Source organism: Sphingomonas sp. CFBP 13728, assembly GCF_014841895.1.
Lineage (GTDB): Bacteria > Pseudomonadota > Alphaproteobacteria > Sphingomonadales > Sphingomonadaceae > Sphingomonas.
Window position 1 is genome coordinate 133,371 of the sequence record NZ_JACYUS010000005.1, and the last position, 24,326, is coordinate 157,696.

Consider the following 24,326-nt stretch of genomic DNA (forward strand, 5'->3'; position numbering starts at 1 on the left):
AGGCTCGTTATGCAGCGACTTTGGCGACGAAATCGCCGGCGCTGTTCTTCAGATTGCTCAGCCGTCCATCGAGCACGTCGAAGCCGCGCCCGACGCCGTCGATCTCGCTCGCGACGGTCTCGGTATCCTCGCGGATCGCGGCGATCGTCGTCGACATCGAATCGGCCGCAAGCGCGGTTTCGTCGACCGCGGCGGTGATCGCGGTCACGGTCTGCGCCTGCGCCTCCATCGCGTAGCGGATGCGATCGGCCGATTCCTGGACTTCGGTGACGGTCGCCTTGATGCTGGCATTGGTCTCGACCGTGCCGCGGGTGGCGGACTGGATCGCGGCGATCTTGGCGGCGATGTCGTCGGTCGCGCGCGCGGTCTGGTTGGCCAGACTCTTCACCTCCTGCGCGACGACGGCGAACCCGCGGCCCGCATCGCCTGCGCGCGCCGCCTCGATCGTCGCGTTCAGCGCGAGCAGGTTCGTCTGACCGGCGATATCGCGGATCAGGCTGAGGATCGATTCGATCGACTTCGCATGATCGCTCAGCGCCTCCGACATGCCGACGGCTTCACCCGCCTGTACCGACGCGCGGTTGGCGATCTCTGCCGCGGCTTCCACCTCGGTCCGCGCATCCTCGATCGCCCGGATCAGCCCGGCGGCGGTCTGCGCCGCCTCGCGCATCGCCACGGCGGACTGTTCGGCGGCCGCGGCGACCTCGCTCGCCTTGCCCAGCACCGCGCGAGTCGATGCCGAGCTTCGGACCGCCTGTTCGCGCAACGTATGTCCCTCGTTGGTCGCGGTCTCGACCATCGCCGCGATGCCGTCGCGGAATTCCGCCGCCAGCGTATCGCGACCGACCTGGGCGGAGTGCGCACGGTAATTGTTGTAGATCGCGACGGTGATCTCGCCCTCCAGCGCGGACAGCCGCATCAGCGTGTCGATGTAGCGCGGCAGCTTGACGCCCTCGCGGTCGACCCGGCGCATCAGCACGTCAAGCGCGGCCCGGTCGCTCGCGCTGATCATGGACAGCAGCGCCATCGGCGACACGTCCGCCGCATAGGCCGCGGCGACCGACCGCTCGACCGACTCGATCCAGGCCCGGCCCGCGGTATCCAGAAACCGGTTTCTCAGGAACGTGCAGCCGATCTCGATCATCTTTTCGGTCTCGCTCGGCGCCCAGAGACGCTCGTCCGCGAAGCACCGAAGCCATTGTTCCCAATACGCTTTCGAGACGATCGCGATCTCGGGCTCGAGCGCGTCCCACACTTCGCGGCTCGCCACTGCCAGCGAACCATCGAAATCGAACACCCGCAGCCGCGCCGGGATGTCGACGGTGGCGGCGATCGAGCCGAGCGTCGGCAGGTCTTTGGTCAAGGCGGTGGACTCCGAAATCGGGTTTTGCCCGTCCAGCGCTACCGCCTATTGTTTAAGAGCTGGTTAGGGATCGATGGTAATCTTCGCTGGCCATGCGCGACCTCGACGCGGGTAACACGCGATTGCCTTGGGTTACAGATGGGCGGCCAATGGGTTGCATCGCAGCACGCGGAGTCTAATAGGTCGGCCCAACCATCTTTTTTACGATCGAGGACTCCGCCCTTGGCATCGCGCAATCCGGCACGCCCGCTTTCTCCCCATCTGCAGGTCTATAAATGGGGCCCGCACATGCTGGTCTCGATCCTGCACCGCGTGACCGGCAGCGGGATGGCGACCGTCGGCAGCCTGCTGCTCGTCTGGTGGCTCGCCGCGATCGCCGCGGGCGATCAGGCCTATGCGACCTTCGTCGACGTGTTCACCACCGAGACGGGCCGGCTCAACATCCTCGGCTATATCGTCGCGGTCGGGCTGACGCTGTCGCTGTTCCAGCACATGATGACCGGCATCCGCCACTTCGTGCTCGACACTGGCGCCGGCTACGAACTGAAGCGCAACAAGATGGGCGCGATCGCGACGATGGTCGCGAGCGTAGCGCTGACGGTCGTGTTCTGGCTCTACATGGGGATCAAGTAATGGGTTCGGGTACGGCAATCGGTCGCGTCCGCGGCCTGGGCAGCGCCAAGCATGGTGCGCATCACTGGTGGCAGCAGCGCCTGACGGCGGGCGCGAACCTGTTCCTCATGCTGTGGCTGATGATCTCCGTCGCGCGGATGCCCGGCTATGATTACGCCGCGGTCCACCTCTGGCTGCAATCGGCCTGGGTCGCAGTGCCGATGGCGCTGTTGATCCTCTCGGTCTTCTATCATTTCCGTCTCGGTCTGCAGGTCGTGATCGAGGATTACATGCACGACGAGAGCCGTGTCGTGACGATGATCCTCCTCAACCTGTTCACCTTCACGCTGGGCGGCATCGCCCTGTTCGCGATCCTGAAGGTCGCCTTCTCCGGAGCTCCCGCGTAATGTCAGCTGCCTACAAGATCATCGATCATACCTATGATGCGGTCGTCGTCGGTGCCGGCGGGTCCGGCCTGCGCGCGACGATGGGCATCGCCGAGAGCGGCCTGAAGACCGCGTGCATCACCAAAGTCTTCCCGACCCGCTCGCATACCGTTGCAGCCCAAGGCGGCATCGCCGCCAGCCTTGGCAACAACTCGCCGGACCACTGGACCTGGCACATGTTCGACACCGTCAAGGGATCCGACTGGCTCGGCGACCAGGACGCGATCGAGTATCTCTGCCGCGAGGCCCCGCAGGCTGTGTACGAGCTCGAACACGCCGGCATGCCGTTCAGCCGTAACGAGAACGGCACGATCTATCAGCGTCCGTTCGGCGGCCACATGCAGAACATGGGCGAGGGCCCCCCGGTCCAGCGCACCGCCGCCGCCGCCGATCGCACCGGCCACGCGATGCTCCACGCGCTGTATCAGCAGAGCCTGAAGTACAACACGGACTTCTTCGTCGAGTATTTCGCGCTCGACCTGATCATGGAGAACGGCGTCTGCCGCGGCGTCATCGCGCTGTGCATGGAAGACGGCTCGATCCACCGTTTCCGCAGCCATCAGACCGTGCTAGCGACCGGCGGCTATGGTCGCGTCTATTTCTCGGCGACCTCGGCGCACACCTGCACCGGCGATGGCAACGCAATGGTGCTCCGCGCCGGCCTTCCGCTGCAGGACATGGAGTTCGTCCAGTTCCACCCGACCGGCATCTACGGCGCGGGCGTTCTCATCACCGAGGGCGCACGCGGTGAGGGCGGTTACCTGACCAACTCCGAGGGCGAGCGCTTCATGGAGCGCTATGCCCCGTCGGCAAAGGACCTCGCCTCGCGCGACGTCGTCAGCCGCTCGATGGCGCTCGAAATGCGTGAAGGCCGCGGCGTCGGCAAGAACGGCGACCACATCTTCCTGCATCTCGATCACATCGATCCGAAGGTGCTCGCCGAGCGTCTGCCGGGCATCACCGAGACTGGGAAAGTCTTCGCCGGCGTCGATCTCACGCGCCAGCCGCTGCCGGTCACGCCGACCGTGCATTACAACATGGGCGGCATCCCGACCAACTTCCACGGCGAGGTCGTCAACCTCGTCGATGGCAACCCCGATGCGGTCGTCCCCGGCCTGTTCGCGGTCGGCGAGGCCGCGTGCGTCTCGGTCCACGGCGCCAACCGCCTCGGCTCGAACAGCCTGATCGATCTCGTGGTGTTCGGCCGCGCGACCGGCCTGCGGATCAAGGACACGCTGAAGCCCGGCACCGCGCACGCGCCGCTGCCCAAGGGCTCGGAAGATCTCGCGCTGACGCGTCTCGACCATTTCCGCAATGCGTCGGGCGGTTCGCCGACCGCGCAGATCCGCCTCGACATGCAGCAGACCATGCAGAAGCATTGCGCGGTGTTCCGCGACACCGAGCTGCTGAACCAGGGCGTCGAGAAGATGGCCGGGATCTACAGCCGGATGACCGACGTCGCCGTGAAGGATCGCAGCATGATCTGGAACACCGATCTGGTCGAGACGATGGAGCTCGACAATCTGATCGGCCAGGCAGTCGTGACGATGAACTCGGCGGCCAACCGCACCGAATCGCGCGGCGCGCACATGCACGAGGATTTCCCTGAGCGCGACGATGCGAACTGGATGAAGCACACCATCACCACCTTCAACGGCTGGGGCGGCAAGGGCGGCGAGACCAAGATCGATTTCCGCCCGGTCCACGACTACACGCTCACCGACGACATCGACTACATCAAGCCCAAGAAGCGGGTATACTAATGACCTGGGCCATCATCGCGATCGGGTTCCTGGTGCCCGTCGCGGTGGGGCTCCTGACGCGCTTCCAACCGATGATCGCCGGCTTCCTATGGCCGGTGGTCGTCGCGCTACTGACCGCGATCTACGTCTTCGCCATCGAACCCCGCGGTGTCGGCGAAGAACCCCAAAAGATCGCGATCACCTTCTACGCGCTCTTCTCGCTCGTCGGCGGCGTGCCGGGCGGCCTGGTAGGCTGGATCCTACAGTACAAGCGCACGGCTAAGCAGGCAAACTAAGCGTTGTTCCAAAGTCCCGTTCTCCTGCGAACGCAGGAGCCCAGGATCACAAACGCCTCGCTCCGTTACCCTGGACTCCTGCGTTCGCAGGAGAACGGCTGTTGGGTGTAGTCCGCATCCGACCCGGTAAAACCGCACTTGTGGCGCCGACGGGCATTCCCGCGTACACCAACCCCAGCAATCCGCGGAAAGACGAGGTTGGACATGGCGCACTGGACGATCCGTGCAGACTACGACCCCGAAGCCAGCGTCTGGTATTCGGTAGACGGCGACATCCCCGGTTTCGCTGCCGACGCCGCCACGCTCGAAGCACTCGTCGAAAAAGCCGCGGCTATGCTGCCCGACCTTCTCGATATCCACGCAGACGATATCGCCGATCCCACGCGCCTCGCCGGCCCGCACCGCATCCGGATCATCGCGCACCATGAACGCGATTTCGAGATCGCGGCCTAACGCATCATGGTCCGAGGATATGCCGCGCAGGTTCGCGATATCCTCACAGCGAACGGATGCACCTTCGTGCGCAGCGGCAAGGGCGATCACGAAATCTGGCGCAGTCCACATGCGGCACGACCGGTCGTCGTCGACGGCACGATCCTGTCCCGCCACACGGCCAACGCCATCCTGAAACAGGCAGGCCTTACAACGAAGCTTTAAGCTCCCCGGCTTTTGTCCCGTCATCCGGAACCCACCGCCCCCGCAAAAGTTTGCCGCGGCATGACCGACACATCCCCCGCTTCGAACGCCCGCAACTACCCGTTGCTGGCCGCCCCCCACATCCACCTCCACGGCCCCGTCGACGACGCGATGTACGACACTTTCAAGTCGCAACTCGTCGCCGCGCCCACCGAAGGCCCGCTGGTCGTCTCGATCACCACGCTCGGCGGCGACCCCGAAGTCGCCCGCGCGATGGGCGACAACATCCGCTTGCTCCGCGAGTACACCGGCCGCGAGACGCTCTTCCTCGGCAAGGTCGCGGTCTATTCCGCTGGCGCGACGTTCATGTCCGCTTTCCCGGTCGACAGCCGTTTCCTCACCCGCAACAGCCGCATCATGATCCACGAGCGCCAGATGCAGAGCACGATCGAACTCAACGGCCCGCTCAATACGCTCTCCTATACGCTCAAGGCCAAGCTCCACGAGATCGAGGACTCGATCAACATCCAGGAGGAAGGCTTCCGCGCGATCGTCGAGGGCTCGAAGGTGTCGCTCGAGGATCTCAAGAAGAAGGCCCCCTCCAACTGGTACATCGAAGCCGAGGAAGCGCGCGACCTCGGGCTCGTCCTCGACATCATCTGACCCGGCGCAAGCAGGCAACGCGACAGCGGGTGTGACGCATGTTGCACCCGCGAAGCTAAGGATTTGCGGGGAGGGCCCCTGTCATGTATCGGCTCTGACAACCTATAATCACACCACGGACGGACCGCTCGCAATGGCCGAATTCTCGCTCCCGAAAAACAGCGTCGTCAAGAAGGGCGTCAAGCACGCCTCTACGAGCCAGGGTTCGGGGGACAGCAAGCGTCTGAAATCGTTCAAGGTCTACCGCTACGATCCCGACAGCGGCGAGAACCCGCGCTACGACACGTTCGCGCTCGATCTCGACGATACCGGCCCGATGGTGCTCGACGCGCTGATCAAGATGAAAAGCGAGCAGGATTCCTCGCTCACCTTCCGCCGCTCGTGCCGCGAGGGTATCTGCGGCTCGTGCTCGATGAACATCAACGGCAAGAACGGTCTCGCCTGCACCACCGCGATCGAGGATTGCAAGGGCGAGGTCCAGATCACGCCACTGCCGCACATGGACGTGATCAAGGACCTGGTCCCCGACTTCACGCATTTCTACGCGCAATATTCGTCGATCAAGCCGTGGCTGCAGACCGTCACCCCGCCGCCCTCGGGCAAGGAGCGCCTCCAGTCGCCCGAAGACCGCTCGAAGCTCGACGGCCTGTACGAGTGCATCCTGTGCGCCTGCTGCTCGACCTCGTGCCCGAGCTACTGGTGGAACGCCGACAAGTTCTTGGGGCCGGCGATCCTGTTGCAGGCGTATCGCTGGCTCGCCGACAGCCGCGACGAGATGACCGGCGAGCGCCTCGACGAACTCGAGGATCCGTTCCGCCTCTATCGCTGCCACACCATCATGAACTGCGCGAATGCGTGCCCCAAGGGGTTGAACCCCGCCAAGGCGATCGCCGAGATCAAGAAGATGGAAGCCGAACGGATCGTCTGATCCCTTCGATACGGGCCTTCGACTTCGCTCAGTCCCTACTCAGGACGAACGGGGGGTATAAATTTCCGTTCGTCCTGAGTAGCTGCTGAGCTTGTCGAAGCGGCGTATCGAAGGACAGGTTGTTGACCACCCCCCATTTCGTCGAAGCCGAAGACCCCGCCAACCCAGGCTGGCGAAGCTGGTCGCTTTCCGACCCCACCCGCTTCAACACGCTGCTCGGCCCCATGCTCTACCGCGTCGACGGCCACACCGTCCGCGTCCGCATCACTCCTGAGCATCGCCACTCCAACCTCCAGAACAACGTCCACGGCGGCGCGCTGCTCGCGTTCATCGATGTAGCCCTGTTCGCAGCCGCAAGAGGTTTCGGCCTGATCACCGCTGGCACCGCAGTCACGCTCGATCTCAACACGCAGTTCATCGGCGGCGGCCGAGTAGGCGAACCGATCGAGGCGCAGGTCGAGGTGCTCAAGGAAACCGGCCGCCTCTTGTTCCTCCGGGGCCTCGTGGTGCAAGGGGACGACGAAACCAAGATCGCCGCCTTCTCGGCCACGATCCGCAAGCCGACTGCCAGATAGCACCGGCGCCTCACTGGACTCCCGCGCACGCGGGAGGCCAGGAGTCAGATACACAACGCCTGGGGGCCTGGGCCCCCGCCTGCGCGGGGGAACGGAAATGACGGTACTCAAAGCCTATGAGGCACTCGTAGCGTCAGGCGAACTCCGCCCCGACCCCGAACAAGCCGCCGCCGCCACGCGCCTCAACACCCTCGCCACCGAACTCGCCACCCCCAAATCCACCGGCTTCTTCGCCCGCTTCTCCAAGAAACCAGACCCCCGCGGCGTCTACCTCTGGGGCGGGGTCGGCCGCGGCAAGTCGATGCTGATGGACCTGTTCTTCGCCAACGCGCCCGTTGAAAAGAAGCGCCGCGTCCACTTCGGCGAGTTCATGCTCGAGGTCCACGCGCGTATCGCCGCCGAGCGTCGCAAGGAAGTCGGCGACCCGATCGTCCCCGTCGCCACCGCGATCGCCGACGAGACGCGCCTGCTCGCGTTCGACGAGATGATGGTCACCAACAGCCCCGACGCGATGATCCTCTCGCGGCTGGTGACGTCGTTGCTCGATTCCGGCGTGACGATCGTCACCACCTCGAACCGCCCGCCCGCCGATCTTTATAAGAACGGCCTCAACCGCGAGCATTTCCTGCCCTTCATCGCGACCATCGAACAGCGCCTCGACGTGCTCCCGCTCAACGGCCCCGTCGATTATCGCCGCGACCGGCTCGGCAGCCAGGACACATGGCTCGTGCCCAACGGCCCCGAGGCGACCGCGCAACTCTCCGCCGCGTTCTTCCGCCTCACCGACTTCTCGACCGATGATAGCGAGCACGTTCCGGCCGAGGACCTCATCGTCCAGGGCCGCACGCTGCGGGTGCCGAAATCGCTCAAGGGCGTCGCGGTGTTCAGCTTCAAGAAGCTGTGCGGAGAAGCCCGCGGCGTGGCCGACTATCTCGCCATCGCGCGGAAATTCCACACCGTCATCCTCGTCGGTATCCCCAAGCTCGGCCCCGAAAACCGCAACGAGGCCGCGCGCTTCGTGGCGCTGATCGACGCGCTGTACGAGCACAAGGTGAAGCTCCTCGCCGCCGCCAATGCGCAACCCGGCGACCTCTACGAAAGCGGCGACGGCAGGTTCGAGTTCGACCGCACGATCAGCCGCCTCGAAGAGATGCGGTCCGAGGACTATCTCGCCGAAGGCCACCTCTGACCTTATTGCACATGCGAACCACTTGCAATAACAACCCGCTTTTGTCCTTTTAGCGGTTGCCGTAGCGGGATAATGCGCGTAACCGGCGTCACCAATCACCCCGCACATCAGACGGAGACGGATTGGAATGGCTCGCAAGAAGATCGCGCTGATCGGCGCCGGTAACATCGGCGGTACGCTCGCGCACCTCGCAGCACTCAAGGGCCTTGGCGATATCGTCCTGTTCGACGTCGCCGAGGGCATCCCCCAGGGCAAGGCGCTCGACCTGTCGCAGTGCGGCCCGGTCGAAGGCTTCGACTCGCAGATCACCGGCTCGAACGACTACGCCGACATCGCCGGCGCGGACGTCATCATCGTCACCGCCGGTGTCGCACGCAAGCCCGGCATGAGCCGCGACGACCTGCTCGGCATCAACCTGAAGGTCATGAAGGCCGTCGGCGAGGGCATCAAGGCCAACGCGCCGGACGCATTCGTGATCTGCATCACCAACCCGCTCGATGCGATGGTATGGGCGCTTCGCGAATTCTCGGGTCTGCCGCACCACATGGTCGTCGGCATGGCCGGCGTGCTCGATTCCGCACGCTTCAGCCACTTCCTCGCCGACGAGTTCAAGGTCTCGGTAAAGGACGTCACCAGCTTCGTGCTCGGCGGCCACGGCGACACGATGGTCCCGGTCATCAGCTACTCGACGGTGTCGGGCATCCCGGTCCCCGATCTCATCGCGATGGGCATGTCGAGCCAGGAAAAGATCGACGCGATCGTCAAGCGCACGCGCGGCGGCGGCGGCGAGATCGTCGCACTGCTGAAGACCGGTTCGGCATACTACGCGCCCGCGACCAGCGGCATCGCGATGGCCGAGGCGTATCTGTACGACCAGAAGCGCGTGCTTCCGGCGGCGGCGTATGTGTCGGGCGAGTACGGCCTTACCGATCTGTACGTCGGCGTGCCGGTGGTGATCGGTGCTGGCGGCGTCGAGAAGATCGTCGAGATCAAGCTGGATGATGAAGCGAAGCAGAACCTCACCGTGTCGGTCGATGCGGTCAAGGAGCTGATCGTCGCCTGCAAGGGTATCGACGGTTCGCTGAACTGATTTGAAGAATTGAACTGATTTGAGGTGAGGTAAGGATCGCACCACCCCGGCGAAGGCCGGGGCCCAATTGGGAAGGCCCCGCTGATGGAAGAACAAGCGTTCGTCTACATCATGGCAAGTGGGTTTAATGGCACGATCTACCTCGGCTCGACGCTGAACCTGGCGAAGCGCGTGTGGGAACACCGCAACGCCGTCGTCGCCGGGTTCACGAAGAAATACGACTGCAAGCTGCTCGTCTGGTATGAGTTAGCCGGTAGTTGGGAAGCCGCCCGGCAGCGCGAGCTGCACATGAAGGAGTGGAAGCGAGACTGGAAGCTGCGTGAGATCAACGGTTTCAATCCCTCTTGGGATGACCTTTACGATCGCATCGCACGACCATGACCGCTTTCCCAATTGGGCCCCGGCCTTCGCCGGGGTGGTAAGGAACGAGACAAGATGAGCATCCTCGTCGACAAGAACACCAAGGTCATCACGCAAGGCATGACCGGCGAAACCGGCAGCTTCCATACCAAGGCGGCGCTGGAATACGGCACGCAGATGGTCGGCGGCGTCACGCCCGGCAAGGGCGGTACGACCCACCTCGACCTCCCCGTCTACAACACCGTCGCCGAAGCCAAGGCGATGACCGGCGCGACCGCGTCGGTCATCTACGTGCCGCCCCCCTTCGCCGCCGATTCGATCCTCGAGGCGATCGACGCCGAGATCGAGCTGATCGTCGCGATCACCGAGGGCATTCCCGTGCTCGACATGGTCAAGGTCAAGCGCGCGCTGTCGGGCTCCAAGTCGCGGCTGATCGGCCCGAACTGCCCCGGCGTGCTGACCCCCGGCGAGTGCAAGATCGGTATCATGCCCGGCTCGATCTTCAAGAAGGGTTCGGTCGGCGTTGTCAGCCGTTCAGGCACGCTCACCTATGAGGCGGTGTTCCAGACGTCGAACGCGGGCCTTGGTCAGACGACCGCGGTCGGCATCGGTGGCGATCCGGTCAACGGCACGAACTTCATCGACGTGCTCGAGCTGTTCCTCGCCGACGACGAGACGCAGTCGATCATCATGATCGGCGAAATCGGCGGCGACGCGGAAGAGCAGGCGGCACAGTTCCTCCGCGACGAAGCCAAGCGCGGTCGGTCGAAGCCGATGGCAGGCTTCATCGCCGGTCGTACGGCGCCTCCTGGTCGTCGCATGGGCCATGCCGGCGCGATCGTGTCGGGCGGCAAGGGCGACGCGGAGAGCAAGATCGCGGCGATGGAAGCTGCCGGGATCAAGGTCTCGGAAAGCCCCAGCCTGCTCGGCGAGACGCTGCTGAGCGTGTTGAAGGGTTGAGCTGACTACCCCTCTCCCCCCGGGGAGAGGGAAGGAGCTGCCTCTTGGCAGCGGAAGGGTGAGGGCACGTGACCGCCCGTGCCCTCACCCTCCCACCCGCAAGTGCGAGTGGGCCCCTCCCTCTCCCTCGCGGGGAGAGGGACACTGAGGACGAGAACGATGGGCTACGAAGGCCAGGATTTCAGCGATATCGCAGCCGGCGTCAGCCCGGCGTTCGTGGAGACGCTCTACGCCAAGTTCAACGCGGACCCGGCCTCGGTCGAATCCGGTTGGCGCGCGTTCTTCGAGGGTCTCGAAGGTTCCGCGCAGGGCCCGAGCTGGGAGAGCGCCCGCTGGCCGCTTACCACCACGGACGACCTGACCGCGGCGCTCGATCCCACCCAGATGGAGCCCGCGCCCAAGCCCGCAAAGGGCGGCAAGCCGGCTCCCGCCGCAGCAGCGCCCGCGCCCGTCTCGAAGGAAGAGATCGCCAAGGCGGCCGCCGACGCGATCCGCGCGCAGCTGCTCGTCCGCACCTACCGCGTCCGCGGTCACCTCGCCGCCAACCTCGATCCGCTCGGCCTATCGAAGCGCGAGATGCCCGAGGATCTGAAGACCGAATATCACGGCTTCTCCGACGGCGACATCGACCGGAAGGTCTATCTCGGCGGCACGATGGGCTTCGAATGGGTCTCGATCCGCGAGCTCGTCGACACGTTGCGCAAGAATTACTGCGGCAATGTCGGCCTCGAATACATGCACATCTCGGACGTCGAGGAGCGCCGCTTCCTCCAGGAGCGCATGGAGGGCCAGGACAAGGCGATCGAATTCTCCATCGACGGCAAGAAGGCGATCCTCACCAAGGTGATCGAGGCCGAGCAGTGGGAGAAGTTCCTCGGCAAGAAGTATGTCGGTACGAAGCGTTTCGGGCTCGACGGCGGCGAATCGATGATCCCCGCGCTTGAGAGCGTGATCAAGTACGGCGGCCAGATGGGCGTGCGCGAGCTCGTCATCGGCATGGCGCATCGCGGCCGCCTCAACGTGCTGGCGAACGTGATGGCCAAGCCGTTGCGCGTGATCTTCCACGAATTCGCCGGCGGTTCGGCCAACCCCGACGACATCGGCGGCTCGGGCGACGTGAAGTATCACCTCGGCACCAGCACCGATCGCGAGTTCGACGGCCACAAGGTTCACATGAGCCTGGTCGCCAACCCGTCGCATCTCGAAGCCGCCGACCCCGTCGTGCTCGGCAAGACGCGCGCGATCCAGACGCTCAACAATGACCTCAAGGACCACGTGGCCAGCTTGCCCGTGCTGATCCACGGCGACGCGGCATTCGCGGGGCAGGGGATCGTCTGGGAGTGCCTCGGCTTCTCCGGCATCCGCGGCTACAACACCGGCGGCTGCGTCCACTTCATCATCAACAACCAGGTCGGCTTCACGACGTCGCCGCAGTTCGCGCGCTCGTCGCCTTACCCGTCGGACGTCGCCAAGGGCGTCCAGGCGCCGGTCTTCCACGTCAACGGCGACGATCCTGAGGCGGTCACCTTCGCGACCAAGATGGCGATGGAATTCCGGCAGAAGTTCCACCGCGACATCGTCATTGACATGTGGTGCTATCGCCGCTTCGGCCACAACGAGGGCGACGAGCCGTCCTTCACGCAGCCGCTGATGTACGACATTATCCGCAAGCACCCAGGCGTGTCGTCGGTGTACGGCGATCGCCTGATCAAGGAAGGCGTGATCGACCAGCCCTGGATCGACGAAAACGTGAAGCAGTTCACGCTTCGTCTGGAGGGTGAGTTCGAAGCCGGGTCGTCGTACAAGCCGAACAAGGCGGACTGGTTCGGCGGTCGCTGGACCGGCCTCAGCGCTCCGACTGACGGCGCGTCGGCACGCCGTAACGTCGAGACCGGCCTCAGCACGAAGCTGTTCGACTCGCTCGGCCGCACGCTGACCACGATCCCGGACAGCGTGAAGATCCACAAGACGCTCAACCGCGTGATCGATGCCAAGCGCGAGATGTTCAAGTCGGGCAAGGGTTTCGACTGGGCAACCGGCGAGGCGCTCGCGTTCGGCGGCCTGCTCTCGGAAGGGTACGGCGTCCGCCTGTCCGGCCAGGATTCGGGCCGCGGGACCTTCTCGCAGCGTCACGCCGTCTGGGTCGACCAGACCGACGAGCACAAATACGTGCCGTTGCAGGAGATCGAGCACGGCCGCTTCGAGGTGCTCGACAGCCCACTCAGCGAATACGGCGTGCTCGGGTTCGAATATGGCTACGCGCTCGCCGACCCGAAGACCTTGGTCCTCTGGGAGGCGCAGTTCGGCGATTTCGTCAACGGCGCGCAGATCATGATCGATCAGTTCATCACGTCCGGCGAGTCGAAGTGGCTCCGCGCCAACGGCCTCGTGATGCTGCTCCCACACGGCTATGAAGGGCAGGGGCCAGAGCACAGCTCGGCGCGTCCCGAGCGCTTCCTCCAGTCCTGCGCCGACGACAACATCCAGGTGGCGAACTGCACCAGCCCGGCGAACTATTTCCACCTGCTTCGCCGGCAGATGCACCGCAACTTCCGCAAGCCGCTGATCGTGATGACGCCGAAGTCGTTGCTGCGGCACAAGCTCGCGGTCTCGAACGCCGAGGATTTCCAGGGCGACAGCCACTTCCGCCGCCTGTTGTCGGATACCAATCCGGCCGCCGACGTCGATACGAAGCGTCTGGTCCTGTGCACCGGCAAGGTCGCGTACGACCTGATCGAGGCACGCGACGCAGCGGGTGACACCGACACGCAGATCGTCCGCGTCGAACAGCTCTATCCCTTCCCCGGCAACCCGATCGCCGAGCGCGTCGCACGGATGCCGAACCTGGAAGAGATCGTCTGGGCGCAGGAAGAGCCGAAGAACAACGGCTACTGGTTCTTCGTCGAGCCGCTGATCGAGGAGGCGCTGGCAACGGTCGACTCTCGCGTGAAGCGCGCGCGTTACGCCGGGCGCAACGCCTCGGCATCGCCTGCGACTGGCCTGATGAAGCGTCACCAGGCCGAACAGGGCGCGCTCGTCGCCGACGCGCTCGGCCACTCCGTCCGCGACGAAATCCGCCGCACCCGCGCAAACTGATTGAACCCGCTCCCTGTATTCCTGCGAAAGCAGGAACCCAGGGTCCGGCAGAGTAACCCTAGGCCCCTGCGTCCGCAGGAGCACAAAAGGTAGAAGCAAACATGGCAACCGAAGTCACCGTCCCCGTCCTGGGTGAATCGATCACCGAAGCCACCCTCGGCGAGTGGCTGAAGCAGCCCGGCGATCCCGTCGCGGTCGACGAGCCGATCGCCAGCCTCGAGACCGACAAGGTCTCGGTCGAGGTCCCGTCGCCGGTCGCCGGCGTCATGGGCCAGCACGCGGTCGCCGTCGGCGACACCGTGCAGGTCGGCGCGATGCTCGCCACGATCGACTCCGGTGACGGCGCCGCCGCGTCGGCCCCTGCACCCGCGCCCGCCGCGACGGCAACTCCCGCTGCTCCCGCCGCCAAGGACGAGTCCGGCGCAGGGTACGGCGACCAGCCCGGCGCCGGCACCAGCGACTCCCCCGCCGCGCTCTCCCCCTCGGTCCGTCGCGCGGTGCTCGAGCACGGCGTCGATCCCGGCACCGTCAAGGGCACCGGCCGCGACGGTCGCATCACCAAGGAAGACGTGACCGCCGCCGCGTCGAGCAAGCCAGCGCCTGCTCCCGCCGCGGCACCCGCTCCGGCCGCAGCGCCCGCCGCCGCATCGGGTCGCGGCGAGGAGCGCGTGCGCATGACGCGCCTGCGCCAGACGATCGCCAAGCGCCTCAAGGAAGCGCAGAACACGGCAGCCATGCTGACGACGTTCAACGACGTCGACATGACCGCGGTGATCGAGGCACGCGCCAAGTACAAGGACCTGTTCGAGAAGAAGCACGGCGTCCGCCTCGGCTTCATGGGCTTCTTCGTGAAGGCCGCGACGATGGCGCTGCGCGACATCCCGTCGGTCAACGCGTCGATCGACGGCGATGACATCGTCTACCACGACTATGCCGACATCTCGGTCGCGGTCTCGTCGCCAGGCGGCCTCGTCGTCCCCGTGATCCGCGATGCCGACCAGATGTCGGTCGCGACGATCGAGAAGACGATCGGCGACTTCGGCAAGCGCGCCAAGGAAGGCGCGCTCAAGATGGACGAGATGAAGGGCGGCACCTTCACGATCTCGAACGGCGGCGTGTTCGGCTCGCTGATGTCGACCCCGATCATCAACCCGCCGCAGTCCGCCGTGCTGGGCCTCCACCGCATCGAGGAACGCCCGGTCGTCGTCAACGGCCAGATCGTCATCCGTCCGATGATGTACCTCGCGCTCAGCTACGACCACCGCCTGATCGACGGCCGCGAAGCCGTGACGTTCCTGGTCGCGCTGAAAAATGCTATCGAGGATCCGACCCGTATCCTGATCGACCTGTGAGGTAGCGATGAACTGGCGCGACCATATCCATTCGGACCCCGAAATCCTGGGCGGCAAGCCCGTGGTGAAGAGTACGCGGATATCGGTCGAGCTGATCCTCGAATATTTCGAAGACGGTGCGAGCATCACCGATGTTCTTGCCGCCTTCGATCATATCACCGAGGAAGACGTCCGTGCAGCGATCGCGTTCGCGCGAGACCTGCTGGTCGACTCGACGGTCGCGGCGCAGCGCAAAGCGGCCTGACGGGTGCATCTGCTCGCCGACGAAAACCAGCATCCGGTTGTCGTCGCGCGGTTGCGAAGTGCGGGTCACGCCGTCGAATGGATCCGGGAAACATCGCGCGGCGCCAAGGACCCGGAGATACTGGCCCGCAACGATATCGCGGCGCTCATCTTGGTCACGGACGACCGCGACTTTGGCGACCTGATCTTCAACCGTGGTTACCCTGCGCCCCGCGCGATACTATATAATCGACTGAACCGCGTGCATCCGGATGCCATCGCCGACCGCCTGATCGCAGTGTTGGCCGGTGGTGGCTTCGAAGGCCACATCACAACGATAACCAAGGACGGCGAACGCAGTAAGCCGTTCCCCGCTGGAGCATACCATGGCTGACTACGACTATGACGTCCTCGTGATCGGTGCGGGCCCCGGCGGTTACGTCGCGGCGATCCGTGCCGCGCAGCTCGGCCTGCGCACCGCTTGTGCCGAGTCCCGCGAGACACTCGGCGGCACCTGCCTCAACGTCGGCTGCATCCCGTCCAAGGCGCTGCTCCACGCCTCCGAGATCTACGAGGAGGCCAAGGGCGGCCACATGACGAAGTTCGGCATCGACTTCCAGAGCGTCACCCTGAACCTCGACCAGATGCACGCCGAGAAGGCCAAGGCCGTCAAGGAACTGACCGGCGGCGTCGAATATCTGTTCAAGAAGAACAAGGTGACCTGGCTCAAGGGCAAGGCCGCGTTCCAGGACGCGCACACGGTCGACGTGGCCGGCCAGAAGGTCACCGCGAAGAACATCGTCATCGCCACCGGTTCGAGCGTCATGCCGCTCCCCGGCGTCGAAGTCGACCAGAAGACCGTCGTCGACAGCACCGGCGCGCTCGAGATTCCCAAGGTTCCCGAGCACATGGTCGTCATCGGCGGCGGCGTGATCGGTCTCGAACTCGGCAGCGTCTGGCGTCGTCTCGGTGCGAAGGTCACGGTCGTCGAGTTCGTCGACCAGATCCTCCCCGGCTTCGACGGCGAAGTCCGCCGCGAGACCGCCAAGCTCTTCAAGAAGCAGGGCATGGAGCTGAAGCTCTCGACCAAGGTCACCGGCGTCACCGTCGCCGACGGCGTCGCGACCGTCACCGTCGAGCCCGCCGCGGGTGGCGCGTCCGAGACGCTGACCGCCGACGCGGTGCTCGTCTCGATCGGGCGCAAGGCCAACGTCGACGGCCTCAACCTCGAAGCCATCGGCCTCGAACTCAACAAGCGCGGCCAGATCGAGACCGACCACTCGTTCCGCACCAAGGTCGACGGCGTCTGGGCGATCGGCGACTGCATCCCCGGCCTGATGCTCGCGCACAAGGCCGAGGACGAGGGCGTCGCGGTCGCGGAAAACATCGCCGGCCAGACCGGTATCGTCAACGAGGACGTCATCCCGAGCGTCGTCTACACGATGCCCGAGATCGCCGGCGTCGGCCTCACCGAGGAAGCGGCGCGCGACAAGACCGAGATCAAGGTCGGCAAGTTCCCGTTCGCCGCCAACAGCCGCGCCAAGACCAACCGCGACACCGACGGCTTCGTGAAGATCATCGCCGACGCCAAGACCGACCGCGTCCTCGGCGTCTGGATCGTCTCGAGCCTCGCCGGCACGCTGATCGCCGAAGCCGCCATTGCGATGGAATTCGGCGCGACCAGCGAAGACATCGCCTATACCTGTCATGCGCACCCCACGCATGCCGAGGCGATCAAGGAAGCCGCGATGGCGGTGCAGGGCAAGCCGATACACATCTGACCGCGCAAGGCCGTAGCGCAAGCTACGGCCGAGACCTAAGCGGTCGGATCGGCCGGCGCGGCCAAAAGCCGCGTCCGACGACAGGGGCTTTGCCCCTGTCCGGCCAACACAATTTCCCTACGATCCATACCCATGAGCAGCGCAAACTGCCGGTCGGTCGTACCCCCGATGTTACCGCGCTTTAAAGAACACCCGGCGCCATGCTCCGCCTCTGCGGAGAAGCAGATGTGGTGGGCCCGGCGATGCATCGCCCCCCTGGCGACCACACTGCATCTCAAACGTACCGCACACGCCCGACACGATGCCGGTATTCTGGCCGATGTCGCATCACGAACCGTCCTTCACGCTCAGAGACATCCAAAAACGTCCGCCGGAACGCAACCCGACAGACGAATGACCGTGGAAAGCCCGCACGCCGATCGTCGCCGCGCCGACCGGATCCGGGCCACGCTTCCACGTGTCCGAACGCGACCGCCGACGCGAACCCCGCGCGCGAAAAAACAACTTAAATCAAACTATTCCTTAGCAAAGCCAACCTAGTAGCGCGTGAAACGAACGAACAAGCAGGTGTCCGTGGCGCTCGATCTCACTACTCTCTACGTCGTTGCGGCGCTTGGCATGCTCGTCGCAGGGATCGTCCACCTCGCGCCGGTCGCGACCGGCCGGTTCGGCGATTGGGCCGCATTGTGGGGCGGCGGGCATCTCGTCGTCGGGTTCGGGACGATGATGGCGGTCCTGAACGACCATATCGGCATCGCATGGGCGCCGAACGCGGGGAACCCAGCCGCGGTGATCGGCTATGCGCTGATCGCTGGCGCGGTACTCCGGTTTGCACGCCCCGACGCTCGCCTGGCGCCGTTGCTGACGATCGCCGCCGTCCTCGCCGTGCCGTTGGTGGTCAGTGGAGACCCAGCGTATTTCCACTTCCGCGTCGCCTATCTCAGCGTCGTCCGCGCCGGCTTCGACTTCGTCATCGTCATCGCCGCGGTGCGTCTTGCGCGACGGGAATCGCTGCAAACCGGCTGGATCGTCGCCACGCTGTTCGCGATCACGGTCCCGCTGTTCGTCGGCCGCGCATGGCTTGCCTATGAGGACCGTATCGGCACGCAGCTGACCGGCATGCACGACGACATCGGTGCCTGGCTTGCTGCGGGTCAGATCGCCTTCATCGTCTTTCGCGTCTTCTCGCTGCTGATCCTCCAGGCCGAGCGCGGGCAGAATGCCCTGCGCGAGCAGATGGAGCGCGATTGGCTCACCGGCGCCCTGAACCGCGCGGGCGTCGACCGTATCGCGGCGACGCTGGCGGATCGTTCTTCGGTGGGACGATTGACCGCGATGATGCTCGACGTCGATCACTTCAAGGCGCTCAACGATTCCCAAGGCCACGCTGCCGGAGACGCCGCGCTGCGGTCGCTCGCCGACATCGCGCATGCCATGATCGGCAAACGGGGCCACCTCGTCCGCTGGGGCGGCGACGAATTCGTCTGCCTGCTGCCTGACGTCGGCATCGAACGGGCGCGGATGATCGGCGTCGGCATCGCCAGTCAGTTCGCACAGGTCATGACCGCGACGGCCACGGCGACGGCGACCTCGGCGACCTCAGCGGGCACGGCGGCGGTCTACGCGGCACCGGGCGTCAGCATCGGCATCGTCGAAGGGGACACCGCGGGCGCGATCGCCGATCTCATCGCCCGCGCGGACAAGGCGATGTACGTCGCGAAAGGCGACCGACGCCGCGCGCCGATCGCCTATTTCAAGGCTGCCTGACGCGCCGAGTACGAAACGAAAGGCCGCTGAGTATCGCAGAGGTGGATGGCAAACCGCCCAGGCCGTCGACCGATGGCCATGCGATGCGACTGTAAGTATCTGACCGGATCAACCCTCGTCCGCCAATATCGGCGATGCTAAAAGCGCGAGTCCCAAATGAAAGGGACGAGATGCACCGCAAGTCATCGCCGACCGTCACGCCTGAAATGGCCGACCAAATCCGCCTACTGAAGGCACAGGGCCTCTATCATCATCAGATCGCGGCCCTGCTCGAAATCAACCAGGGCCGCGTTTCTGAAGTCGTGACGGGAAAACTACATCCTCCAGCCGGGCCTCGCCAGAACAGTCTCGATATCTGACGGCAGTTCCCTCACGTCGAAGGCGGCGTATCCTTCGGCTTGCCGAACCCCGAGATTAGCCGATCGAGTCCCGCAGATACCGAATCGAGCACCTTGGCGAATTCAGGCGGCAACGGGTTCGTCTCGCTACGCGGCGGCTCGGGCGTACCCCCGGCAAACGGACCCGCGCCCTGCGGCTTGGCCTGATCGCCAACCGTGTCCGGTGCGGCTTTCGATGCATCGGGCTCCGCTGGCGGGGAGGGCGGGGCAGGGGGCGTCGGCGGGGCAGGCCGCACGCTCGGCTTGGGCTCATGCTTCGAAATCGCCGTCGCCGCCGCCATCAGCCCGGCCGCGATCATCTGCCGACCGACGGGCGTTCCCATCTGTCGCGCGATCGCCGCGGCAATCCCCGCGAGCGGCGCGGAGCCCCCATGGTTGGTGTCGTGTTTGGCACCGTGTTTGGTGCCGGGCTCGCAGCCGTGCTTGCCCGCGGCCTGTTCCTGCTCCTTGCGCTCCCGCTTGTCCTTCTTCTTGCCCATGTCGCCCTCTGTGCCGTTCCGGTTGATGTGTACGATAAAGATAATACACCAATACCGCAGCGCAACCCCGCGGGATGCCGGGCCAGACCCCCGCCACGATCACCCCGCCACGATCACCCGGCTTGGATCACCCGGTTTGGATCACTTGCCGCCGGACCACGTCCCCGGCAGCCGCCACGTCACCTTGCGCGTGCTGTGGCTGATCATCGGCTTGTCGTCGAAGCCCAATGCCGGGGTATAGCGTGCCCGCGCGGCAATCGCCCGACAGGCCGCCTTGTCGAGTTCGACCTCTCCGCTCGTCACCACGGTCCGGCAATCGACAGCGTGTCCGTCGAGGCTGATCGTCCACAGGATCGTCGACGTCCCTTGCGCGCCCTTGCCGACGACGCTCATCGGATAGTCGTTGGTCGTGACCCAGCTTTCGGGGGATCGCGGCTCGGCCGGCTGAGCGATCCGCGCCCGTTCGGTCGGATCGATGCCCCATAGCTTGACCGTCGCGTCGTTGCATTTGGCCAACGCCTCGAACGCCGCCTTCGCATTGGGCATGACGAACGCCCATCCGGGCATCTTCTCCGGCGAGACCCGCAGCACCGCGTCGGCCGGCTTCGCGCTGGCCGGGTTCGTATCCGTTGGCCCGGTCTTGGCCGGCAGCGTCTCGAACAGCGCGATGTCGACGGGCATCCGCGTCATCCGCTTGCCCGTCGCCTGCGTCGGATAACTCTCGTACCGGCTCTCGTCCGATCCGCCCCCCGCAAGCGTGATCGTCGCCTGTCCCAACCGCATCGCGCCATTCCGATCGTTGGTATAGATCATCATCTCGAGCGTGGACCCCAACGGCAACTGGCGCATCGCCAGTACCGTCTCGGTCTTGCCGGTGCCGTACGTCCGGCCGAGCGTGCAGGCCGTATCGCCGTAATCGACGTTCCACCGGCCCGACGGCATCATCGGTGCGGTCGCGGCAGGCTCGGCGATCGCGGCGGCGGCGCTCAGCGCCAACATCAGTGGCATCGGTCGAATCCCCTCATCATCGTCCCCCTGACGTACCGGTCAGTCCGTCGGTTGTCGCCAATCCGCCCCGGCGTTTCAAGCGCCGTCGGCACCCGTCGCCCGATCCCGCGCAATCGATCTCGCCAATCGATCGTCCCGGATGAACTGGCACCGGGCCTCATGCATTCCTATCTCTCCCACTAGTCTCCCGATCAGAACAGAAGTAGAACCAGCCTCATGCTGACAAAGATTTCCGTACGCGGCGCGCGCGAGCACAACCTCAAGGACGTCGACATCGACATCCCCCGCGACACGCTCACGGTGATCACCGGCCTTTCCGGTTCGGGCAAGTCGAGCCTCGCCTTCGACACGATCTACGCCGAAGGCCAGCGCCGCTACGTCGAGAGCCTGTCCGCCTATGCCCGCCAGTTCCTGGAACTGATGCAGAAGCCCGACGTCGACCATATCGAAGGCCTCTCGCCCGCGATCTCGATCGAGCAGAAGACGACGTCGCGCAACCCGCGCTCGACCGTCGCCACCGTCACCGAAATCTACGACTACATGCGCCTGCTCTGGGCGCGCGTCGGCATCCCCTATTCCCCCGCCACCGGCGAGCCCATTGCGGCGCAGACCGTGTCGCAGATGGTCGACCGCGTCATGGCCCTCCCCGAAGGCACGCGCCTGTACCTGCTCGCCCCCGTCGTCCGCGGCCGCAAGGGTGAGTACCGCAAGGAACTCGCCGAGTGGCAGAAGGCCGGCTTCGCGCGCGTCCGCATCGACGGCACGATCCACGACATCGACGAAGCCCCCGCGCTCGACAAGAAGTACAAGCACGACATCGAAGTCGTCGTCGATCGCTTGGTCGTGGGCGGCGAAATCGCCACGCGCCTCGCGGAGTCGTTCGAAACCGCGCTGAAACTCGCCGAAGGCCTCGCCTATGTCGACCCCGCCGACCCGGTCGAGCCGCACACGCCAAAGTCGGAAATCCTAGGCAACAACGCCCCCGACGGCCGCATCGTGTTCAGCGAAAAGTTCGCCTGCCCGGTCAGCGGCTTCACCATCTCCGAGATCGAGCCACGCCTGTTCTCGTTCAACGCCCCCCAGGGCGCCTGCCCGGCCTGCGACGGCCTCGGCGAGAAGCTGCTGTTCGACGAAGACCTCGTCGTCCCCAACCACATGCTTAGCATCAAGAAGGGCGCGGTCGTCCCCTGGGCGAAATCCAACCCTCCGAGCCCGTATTACATGCAGGTCCTCGGCAGCCTCGCGCGCGAGTTCAAGTTCGACATCGAGACGCCCTGGTCCGACCTCCCGCCGGAGGTCCAGAGCACCATCCTGCACGGCTCGAAGGGCAAGCCCGTCACGCTCACCTTCATCGACGGCAAGAAGAAATACGACGTCAGCAAGCCGTTCGAAGGCGTCATCGGCAACCTCAACCGCCGCATGCTCCAGACCGATTCCGCCTGGATGCGCGAGGAGCTGAGCAAGTACCAGTCCGCCGCCCCCTGCGAAGTCTGCGGCGGCGCGCGCCTGAAACCCGAGGCACTCGCGGTCAAGATCGCGATGAAGGACATCTCCTACGCCACGCATCTCTCGGTGGTCGACGCGCTCCAGTTCTTCACCGACATGCCGCAGCATCTCGGCGACCAGCAGAACGCGATCGCCGAACGCATCCTCAAGGAGATCGTCGAGCGCCTGGGCTTCCTCAACAATGTCGGCCTGGATTACCTCAACCTCGACCGCACCTCTGGAACCCTAAGCGGCGGCGAATCTCAGCGCATTCGCCTCGCGTCGCAGATCGGCAGCGGCCTGTCCGGCGTACTCTACGTCCTCGACGAGCCCTCGATCGGCCTGCACCAGCGCGACAACGACATGCTCCTCAAGACGCTCCGCCGTCTGCGCGATCTCGGCAACACCGTGCTCGTCGTCGAGCATGACGAGGACGCGATCCGCACCGCCGACTACATCATCGACATGGGCCCCGGCGCCGGCGTCCGCGGCGGCCAGGTCGTCGCACAGGGCACGCTGAAGCAGATCCTCAAGTCGAAGGGCAGCATCACCGCCGACTATCTCAACGGCACGCGCGAAGTCCCCGTCCCCGCGACGCGCCGCAAGGGCAACGGCAAGAAGCTCACCGTCCACAACGCGGTCGCCAACAACCTGCGCGGCGTCACCGCCAGCCTGCCGCTCGGCACCTTCACCTGCATCACCGGCGTCTCCGGCTCGGGCAAGTCGAGCTTCACGATCGACACGCTCTACGCCGCCGCCGCGCGCGAGCTGAACGGCGCGCGCATCGTCCAGGGCAAGCACGACAAGATCACCGGCCTCCAGTATCTCGACAAGGTCATCGACATCGACCAGTCGCCGATCGGCCGCACCCCGCGCAGCAACCCCGCCACCTACACCGGCAGCTTCACGCAGATTCGCGACTGGTTCGCCGGCCTGCCGGAATCGCAGGCGCGCGGCTACAAGCCCGGCCGCTTCAGCTTCAACGTCAAGGGCGGCCGCTGCGAGGCGTGCCAGGGCGACGGCGTGCTCAAGATCGAGATGCACTTCCTCCCCGACGTCTACGTCACCTGCGACGTCTGCCACGGCGCGCGCTACAATCGCGAGACGCTCGAGGTGAAGTTCAAGGGCCATTCGATCGCCGACGTGCTCGACATGACGGTCGAGGACGCCGCCGAGTTCTTCAAGGCGGTCCCCCCGATCCGCGACAAGATGGCGATGCTGGTCGAGGTCGGCCTCGGCTACGTCAAGGTCGGCCAGCAGGCGACGACGCTCTCGGGCGGCGAAGCGCAACGCGTCAAGCTCGCCAAGGAACTCTCGCGCCGCGCCACGGGCAACACGCTCTACATCCTCGACGAACCCACCACCGGGCTCCATTTCGAGGACGTGCGCAAGCTGCTCGAAGTCCTCCACGCGCTGGTCGAGCAAGGCAACACGGTCGTCGTGATCGAACACAATCTCGACGTCATCAAGACCGCCGACTGGGTCCTCGACCTGGGCCCCGAAGGCGGCGTCAAGGGCGGCGAGATCGTCGCCGAAGGCACGCCGGAGAAGGTGGCGAAGGCCAAGGGCAGCTTTACTGGGAAGTATCTGGCGCCATTGCTGGAGAAGCGGGTGCCCGAAAAGGTGCAAAAGGCTTCGGCGGGGTGAGTCCTTATCGCCCGGAATTCATCGCCGCTCTAGAGCTTTTCGCTATCGTCAGCGAGGTTGTGGAGCGGAGAGGGTTCTTGCGACCTGTCCTAGTGGGTGGCGCAGCAGTGGAACTCTACTCGGCCAGCGACATCGCGACGGGCGATTTTGATCTTGTCACCGCTAGGGTCAGGACCCATTGATGTGAGAGGCGCGATCTGATTCAGGCTCCGTGAGGAGAGCGTGGATGAG

24 protein-coding genes are annotated in these 24,326 nt (G+C 65.1%); 21 read left to right on the plus strand and 3 right to left on the minus strand.

The annotated features are described in order from the left end of the window. Positions 1 to 7: 7 nt before the first annotated feature. Entirely contained in the window at positions 8 to 1,363 is a 1,356-nt protein-coding gene (locus IFT67_RS20895) for a methyl-accepting chemotaxis protein (RefSeq protein WP_374956451.1), read from the minus strand. 222 nt (positions 1,364 to 1,585) lie between these two features. On the opposite strand from IFT67_RS20895, the gene sdhC reads away from it, so the two are divergent. From sdhC to IFT67_RS17745, 20 genes are all read left to right on the plus strand, one after another. After that, entirely contained in the window at positions 1,586 to 1,996 is a 411-nt protein-coding gene (gene sdhC, locus IFT67_RS17650; RefSeq protein WP_274599155.1) for a succinate dehydrogenase, cytochrome b556 subunit, read from the plus strand. Further along, entirely contained in the window at positions 1,996 to 2,382 is a 387-nt protein-coding gene (gene sdhD / locus IFT67_RS17655) for a succinate dehydrogenase, hydrophobic membrane anchor protein (RefSeq protein ID WP_060524023.1), read from the plus strand. The genes sdhC and sdhD overlap by 1 nt, the downstream gene beginning before the upstream one ends. Continuing rightward, the gene (gene sdhA, locus IFT67_RS17660; RefSeq protein WP_056047438.1) at positions 2,382 to 4,184 is read left to right on the plus strand and encodes a succinate dehydrogenase flavoprotein subunit; all 1,803 of its coding nucleotides are present in this window, start codon (positions 2,382 to 2,384) and stop codon (positions 4,182 to 4,184) included. Before sdhD ends, sdhA begins: the two co-directional genes overlap by 1 nt. Beyond that, positions 4,184 to 4,459 (plus strand): hypothetical protein, encoded by a 276-nt coding sequence (locus IFT67_RS17665; RefSeq protein ID WP_192239454.1) that lies wholly within the window; start codon positions 4,184 to 4,186, stop codon positions 4,457 to 4,459. The genes sdhA and IFT67_RS17665 overlap by 1 nt, the downstream gene beginning before the upstream one ends. Before the next feature lie 204 nt (positions 4,460 to 4,663). Continuing rightward, entirely contained in the window at positions 4,664 to 4,912 is a 249-nt protein-coding gene (locus IFT67_RS17670; RefSeq protein ID WP_121903550.1) for a DUF1902 domain-containing protein, read from the plus strand. A gap of 6 nt (positions 4,913 to 4,918) precedes the next feature. Then, positions 4,919 to 5,116, plus strand: a complete 198-nt coding sequence (locus IFT67_RS17675; RefSeq protein ID WP_192239455.1) for a type II toxin-antitoxin system HicA family toxin — start codon at positions 4,919 to 4,921, stop codon at positions 5,114 to 5,116. A gap of 60 nt (positions 5,117 to 5,176) precedes the next feature. Beyond that, positions 5,177 to 5,758: a ClpP family protease gene (locus IFT67_RS17680; protein WP_192239456.1), complete on the plus strand. Its 582-nt coding sequence runs from the start codon at positions 5,177 to 5,179 to the stop codon at positions 5,756 to 5,758. A 133-nt stretch (positions 5,759 to 5,891) separates the two neighbouring features. Next, positions 5,892 to 6,686 carry a succinate dehydrogenase iron-sulfur subunit gene (gene sdhB / locus IFT67_RS17685; RefSeq protein WP_056484561.1) on the plus strand — a complete coding sequence of 265 codons (795 nt, stop codon included), beginning with the start codon at positions 5,892 to 5,894 and terminating at the stop codon, positions 6,684 to 6,686. A gap of 122 nt (positions 6,687 to 6,808) precedes the next feature. After that, positions 6,809 to 7,261 (plus strand): PaaI family thioesterase, encoded by a 453-nt coding sequence (locus IFT67_RS17690; RefSeq protein WP_056050230.1) that lies wholly within the window; start codon positions 6,809 to 6,811, stop codon positions 7,259 to 7,261. 97 nt (positions 7,262 to 7,358) lie between these two features. Next, positions 7,359 to 8,450, plus strand: a complete 1,092-nt coding sequence (zapE, locus tag IFT67_RS17695) for a cell division protein ZapE (RefSeq protein ID WP_192239457.1) — start codon at positions 7,359 to 7,361, stop codon at positions 8,448 to 8,450. A 127-nt stretch (positions 8,451 to 8,577) separates the two neighbouring features. Next, positions 8,578 to 9,540 carry a malate dehydrogenase gene (mdh, locus tag IFT67_RS17700; RefSeq protein WP_056060667.1) on the plus strand — a complete coding sequence of 321 codons (963 nt, stop codon included), beginning with the start codon at positions 8,578 to 8,580 and terminating at the stop codon, positions 9,538 to 9,540. An 84-nt stretch (positions 9,541 to 9,624) separates the two neighbouring features. After that, positions 9,625 to 9,921: a GIY-YIG nuclease family protein gene (locus IFT67_RS17705; RefSeq protein ID WP_056060662.1), complete on the plus strand. Its 297-nt coding sequence runs from the start codon at positions 9,625 to 9,627 to the stop codon at positions 9,919 to 9,921. Between the two features lie 54 nt (positions 9,922 to 9,975). Then, entirely contained in the window at positions 9,976 to 10,860 is an 885-nt protein-coding gene (sucD, locus tag IFT67_RS17710; RefSeq protein ID WP_192239458.1) for a succinate--CoA ligase subunit alpha, read from the plus strand. A 159-nt stretch (positions 10,861 to 11,019) separates the two neighbouring features. Beyond that, positions 11,020 to 13,956, plus strand: a complete 2,937-nt coding sequence (locus IFT67_RS17715) for a 2-oxoglutarate dehydrogenase E1 component (RefSeq protein WP_192239459.1) — start codon at positions 11,020 to 11,022, stop codon at positions 13,954 to 13,956. Between the two features lie 101 nt (positions 13,957 to 14,057). Beyond that, the gene (gene odhB / locus IFT67_RS17720) at positions 14,058 to 15,308 is read left to right on the plus strand and encodes a 2-oxoglutarate dehydrogenase complex dihydrolipoyllysine-residue succinyltransferase (RefSeq protein ID WP_192239460.1); all 1,251 of its coding nucleotides are present in this window, start codon (positions 14,058 to 14,060) and stop codon (positions 15,306 to 15,308) included. A 7-nt stretch (positions 15,309 to 15,315) separates the two neighbouring features. Then, positions 15,316 to 15,552, plus strand: a complete 237-nt coding sequence (locus tag IFT67_RS17725) for a DUF433 domain-containing protein (protein ID WP_192239461.1) — start codon at positions 15,316 to 15,318, stop codon at positions 15,550 to 15,552. Between the two features lie 3 nt (positions 15,553 to 15,555). Continuing rightward, entirely contained in the window at positions 15,556 to 15,924 is a 369-nt protein-coding gene (locus IFT67_RS17730; RefSeq protein WP_192239462.1) for a DUF5615 family PIN-like protein, read from the plus strand. Then, positions 15,917 to 17,311 (plus strand): dihydrolipoyl dehydrogenase, encoded by a 1,395-nt coding sequence (gene lpdA, locus IFT67_RS17735; protein ID WP_192239463.1) that lies wholly within the window; start codon positions 15,917 to 15,919, stop codon positions 17,309 to 17,311. The genes IFT67_RS17730 and lpdA overlap by 8 nt, the downstream gene beginning before the upstream one ends. A gap of 546 nt (positions 17,312 to 17,857) precedes the next feature. Next, complete coding sequence (locus IFT67_RS20950) at positions 17,858 to 19,078, plus strand: diguanylate cyclase domain-containing protein (protein ID WP_192239464.1); 1,221 nt, start codon at positions 17,858 to 17,860, stop codon at positions 19,076 to 19,078. A 170-nt stretch (positions 19,079 to 19,248) separates the two neighbouring features. Next, entirely contained in the window at positions 19,249 to 19,437 is a 189-nt protein-coding gene (locus IFT67_RS17745) for a hypothetical protein (RefSeq protein ID WP_192239465.1), read from the plus strand. A gap of 11 nt (positions 19,438 to 19,448) precedes the next feature. On the opposite strand, the gene IFT67_RS17750 is transcribed toward IFT67_RS17745, so the two are convergent. Continuing rightward, the gene (locus tag IFT67_RS17750; protein ID WP_192239466.1) at positions 19,449 to 19,955 is read right to left on the minus strand and encodes a hypothetical protein; all 507 of its coding nucleotides are present in this window, start codon (positions 19,953 to 19,955) and stop codon (positions 19,449 to 19,451) included. A gap of 141 nt (positions 19,956 to 20,096) precedes the next feature. Then, complete coding sequence (locus tag IFT67_RS17755; RefSeq protein WP_192239467.1) at positions 20,097 to 20,963, minus strand: energy transducer TonB; 867 nt, start codon at positions 20,961 to 20,963, stop codon at positions 20,097 to 20,099. 216 nt (positions 20,964 to 21,179) lie between these two features. Here IFT67_RS17755 and uvrA point away from each other — a divergent pair, with 216 nt between their 5' ends. Further along, positions 21,180 to 24,095 (plus strand): excinuclease ABC subunit UvrA, encoded by a 2,916-nt coding sequence (gene uvrA, locus IFT67_RS17760; RefSeq protein ID WP_192239468.1) that lies wholly within the window; start codon positions 21,180 to 21,182, stop codon positions 24,093 to 24,095. Positions 24,096 to 24,326 lie beyond the last annotated feature (231 nt).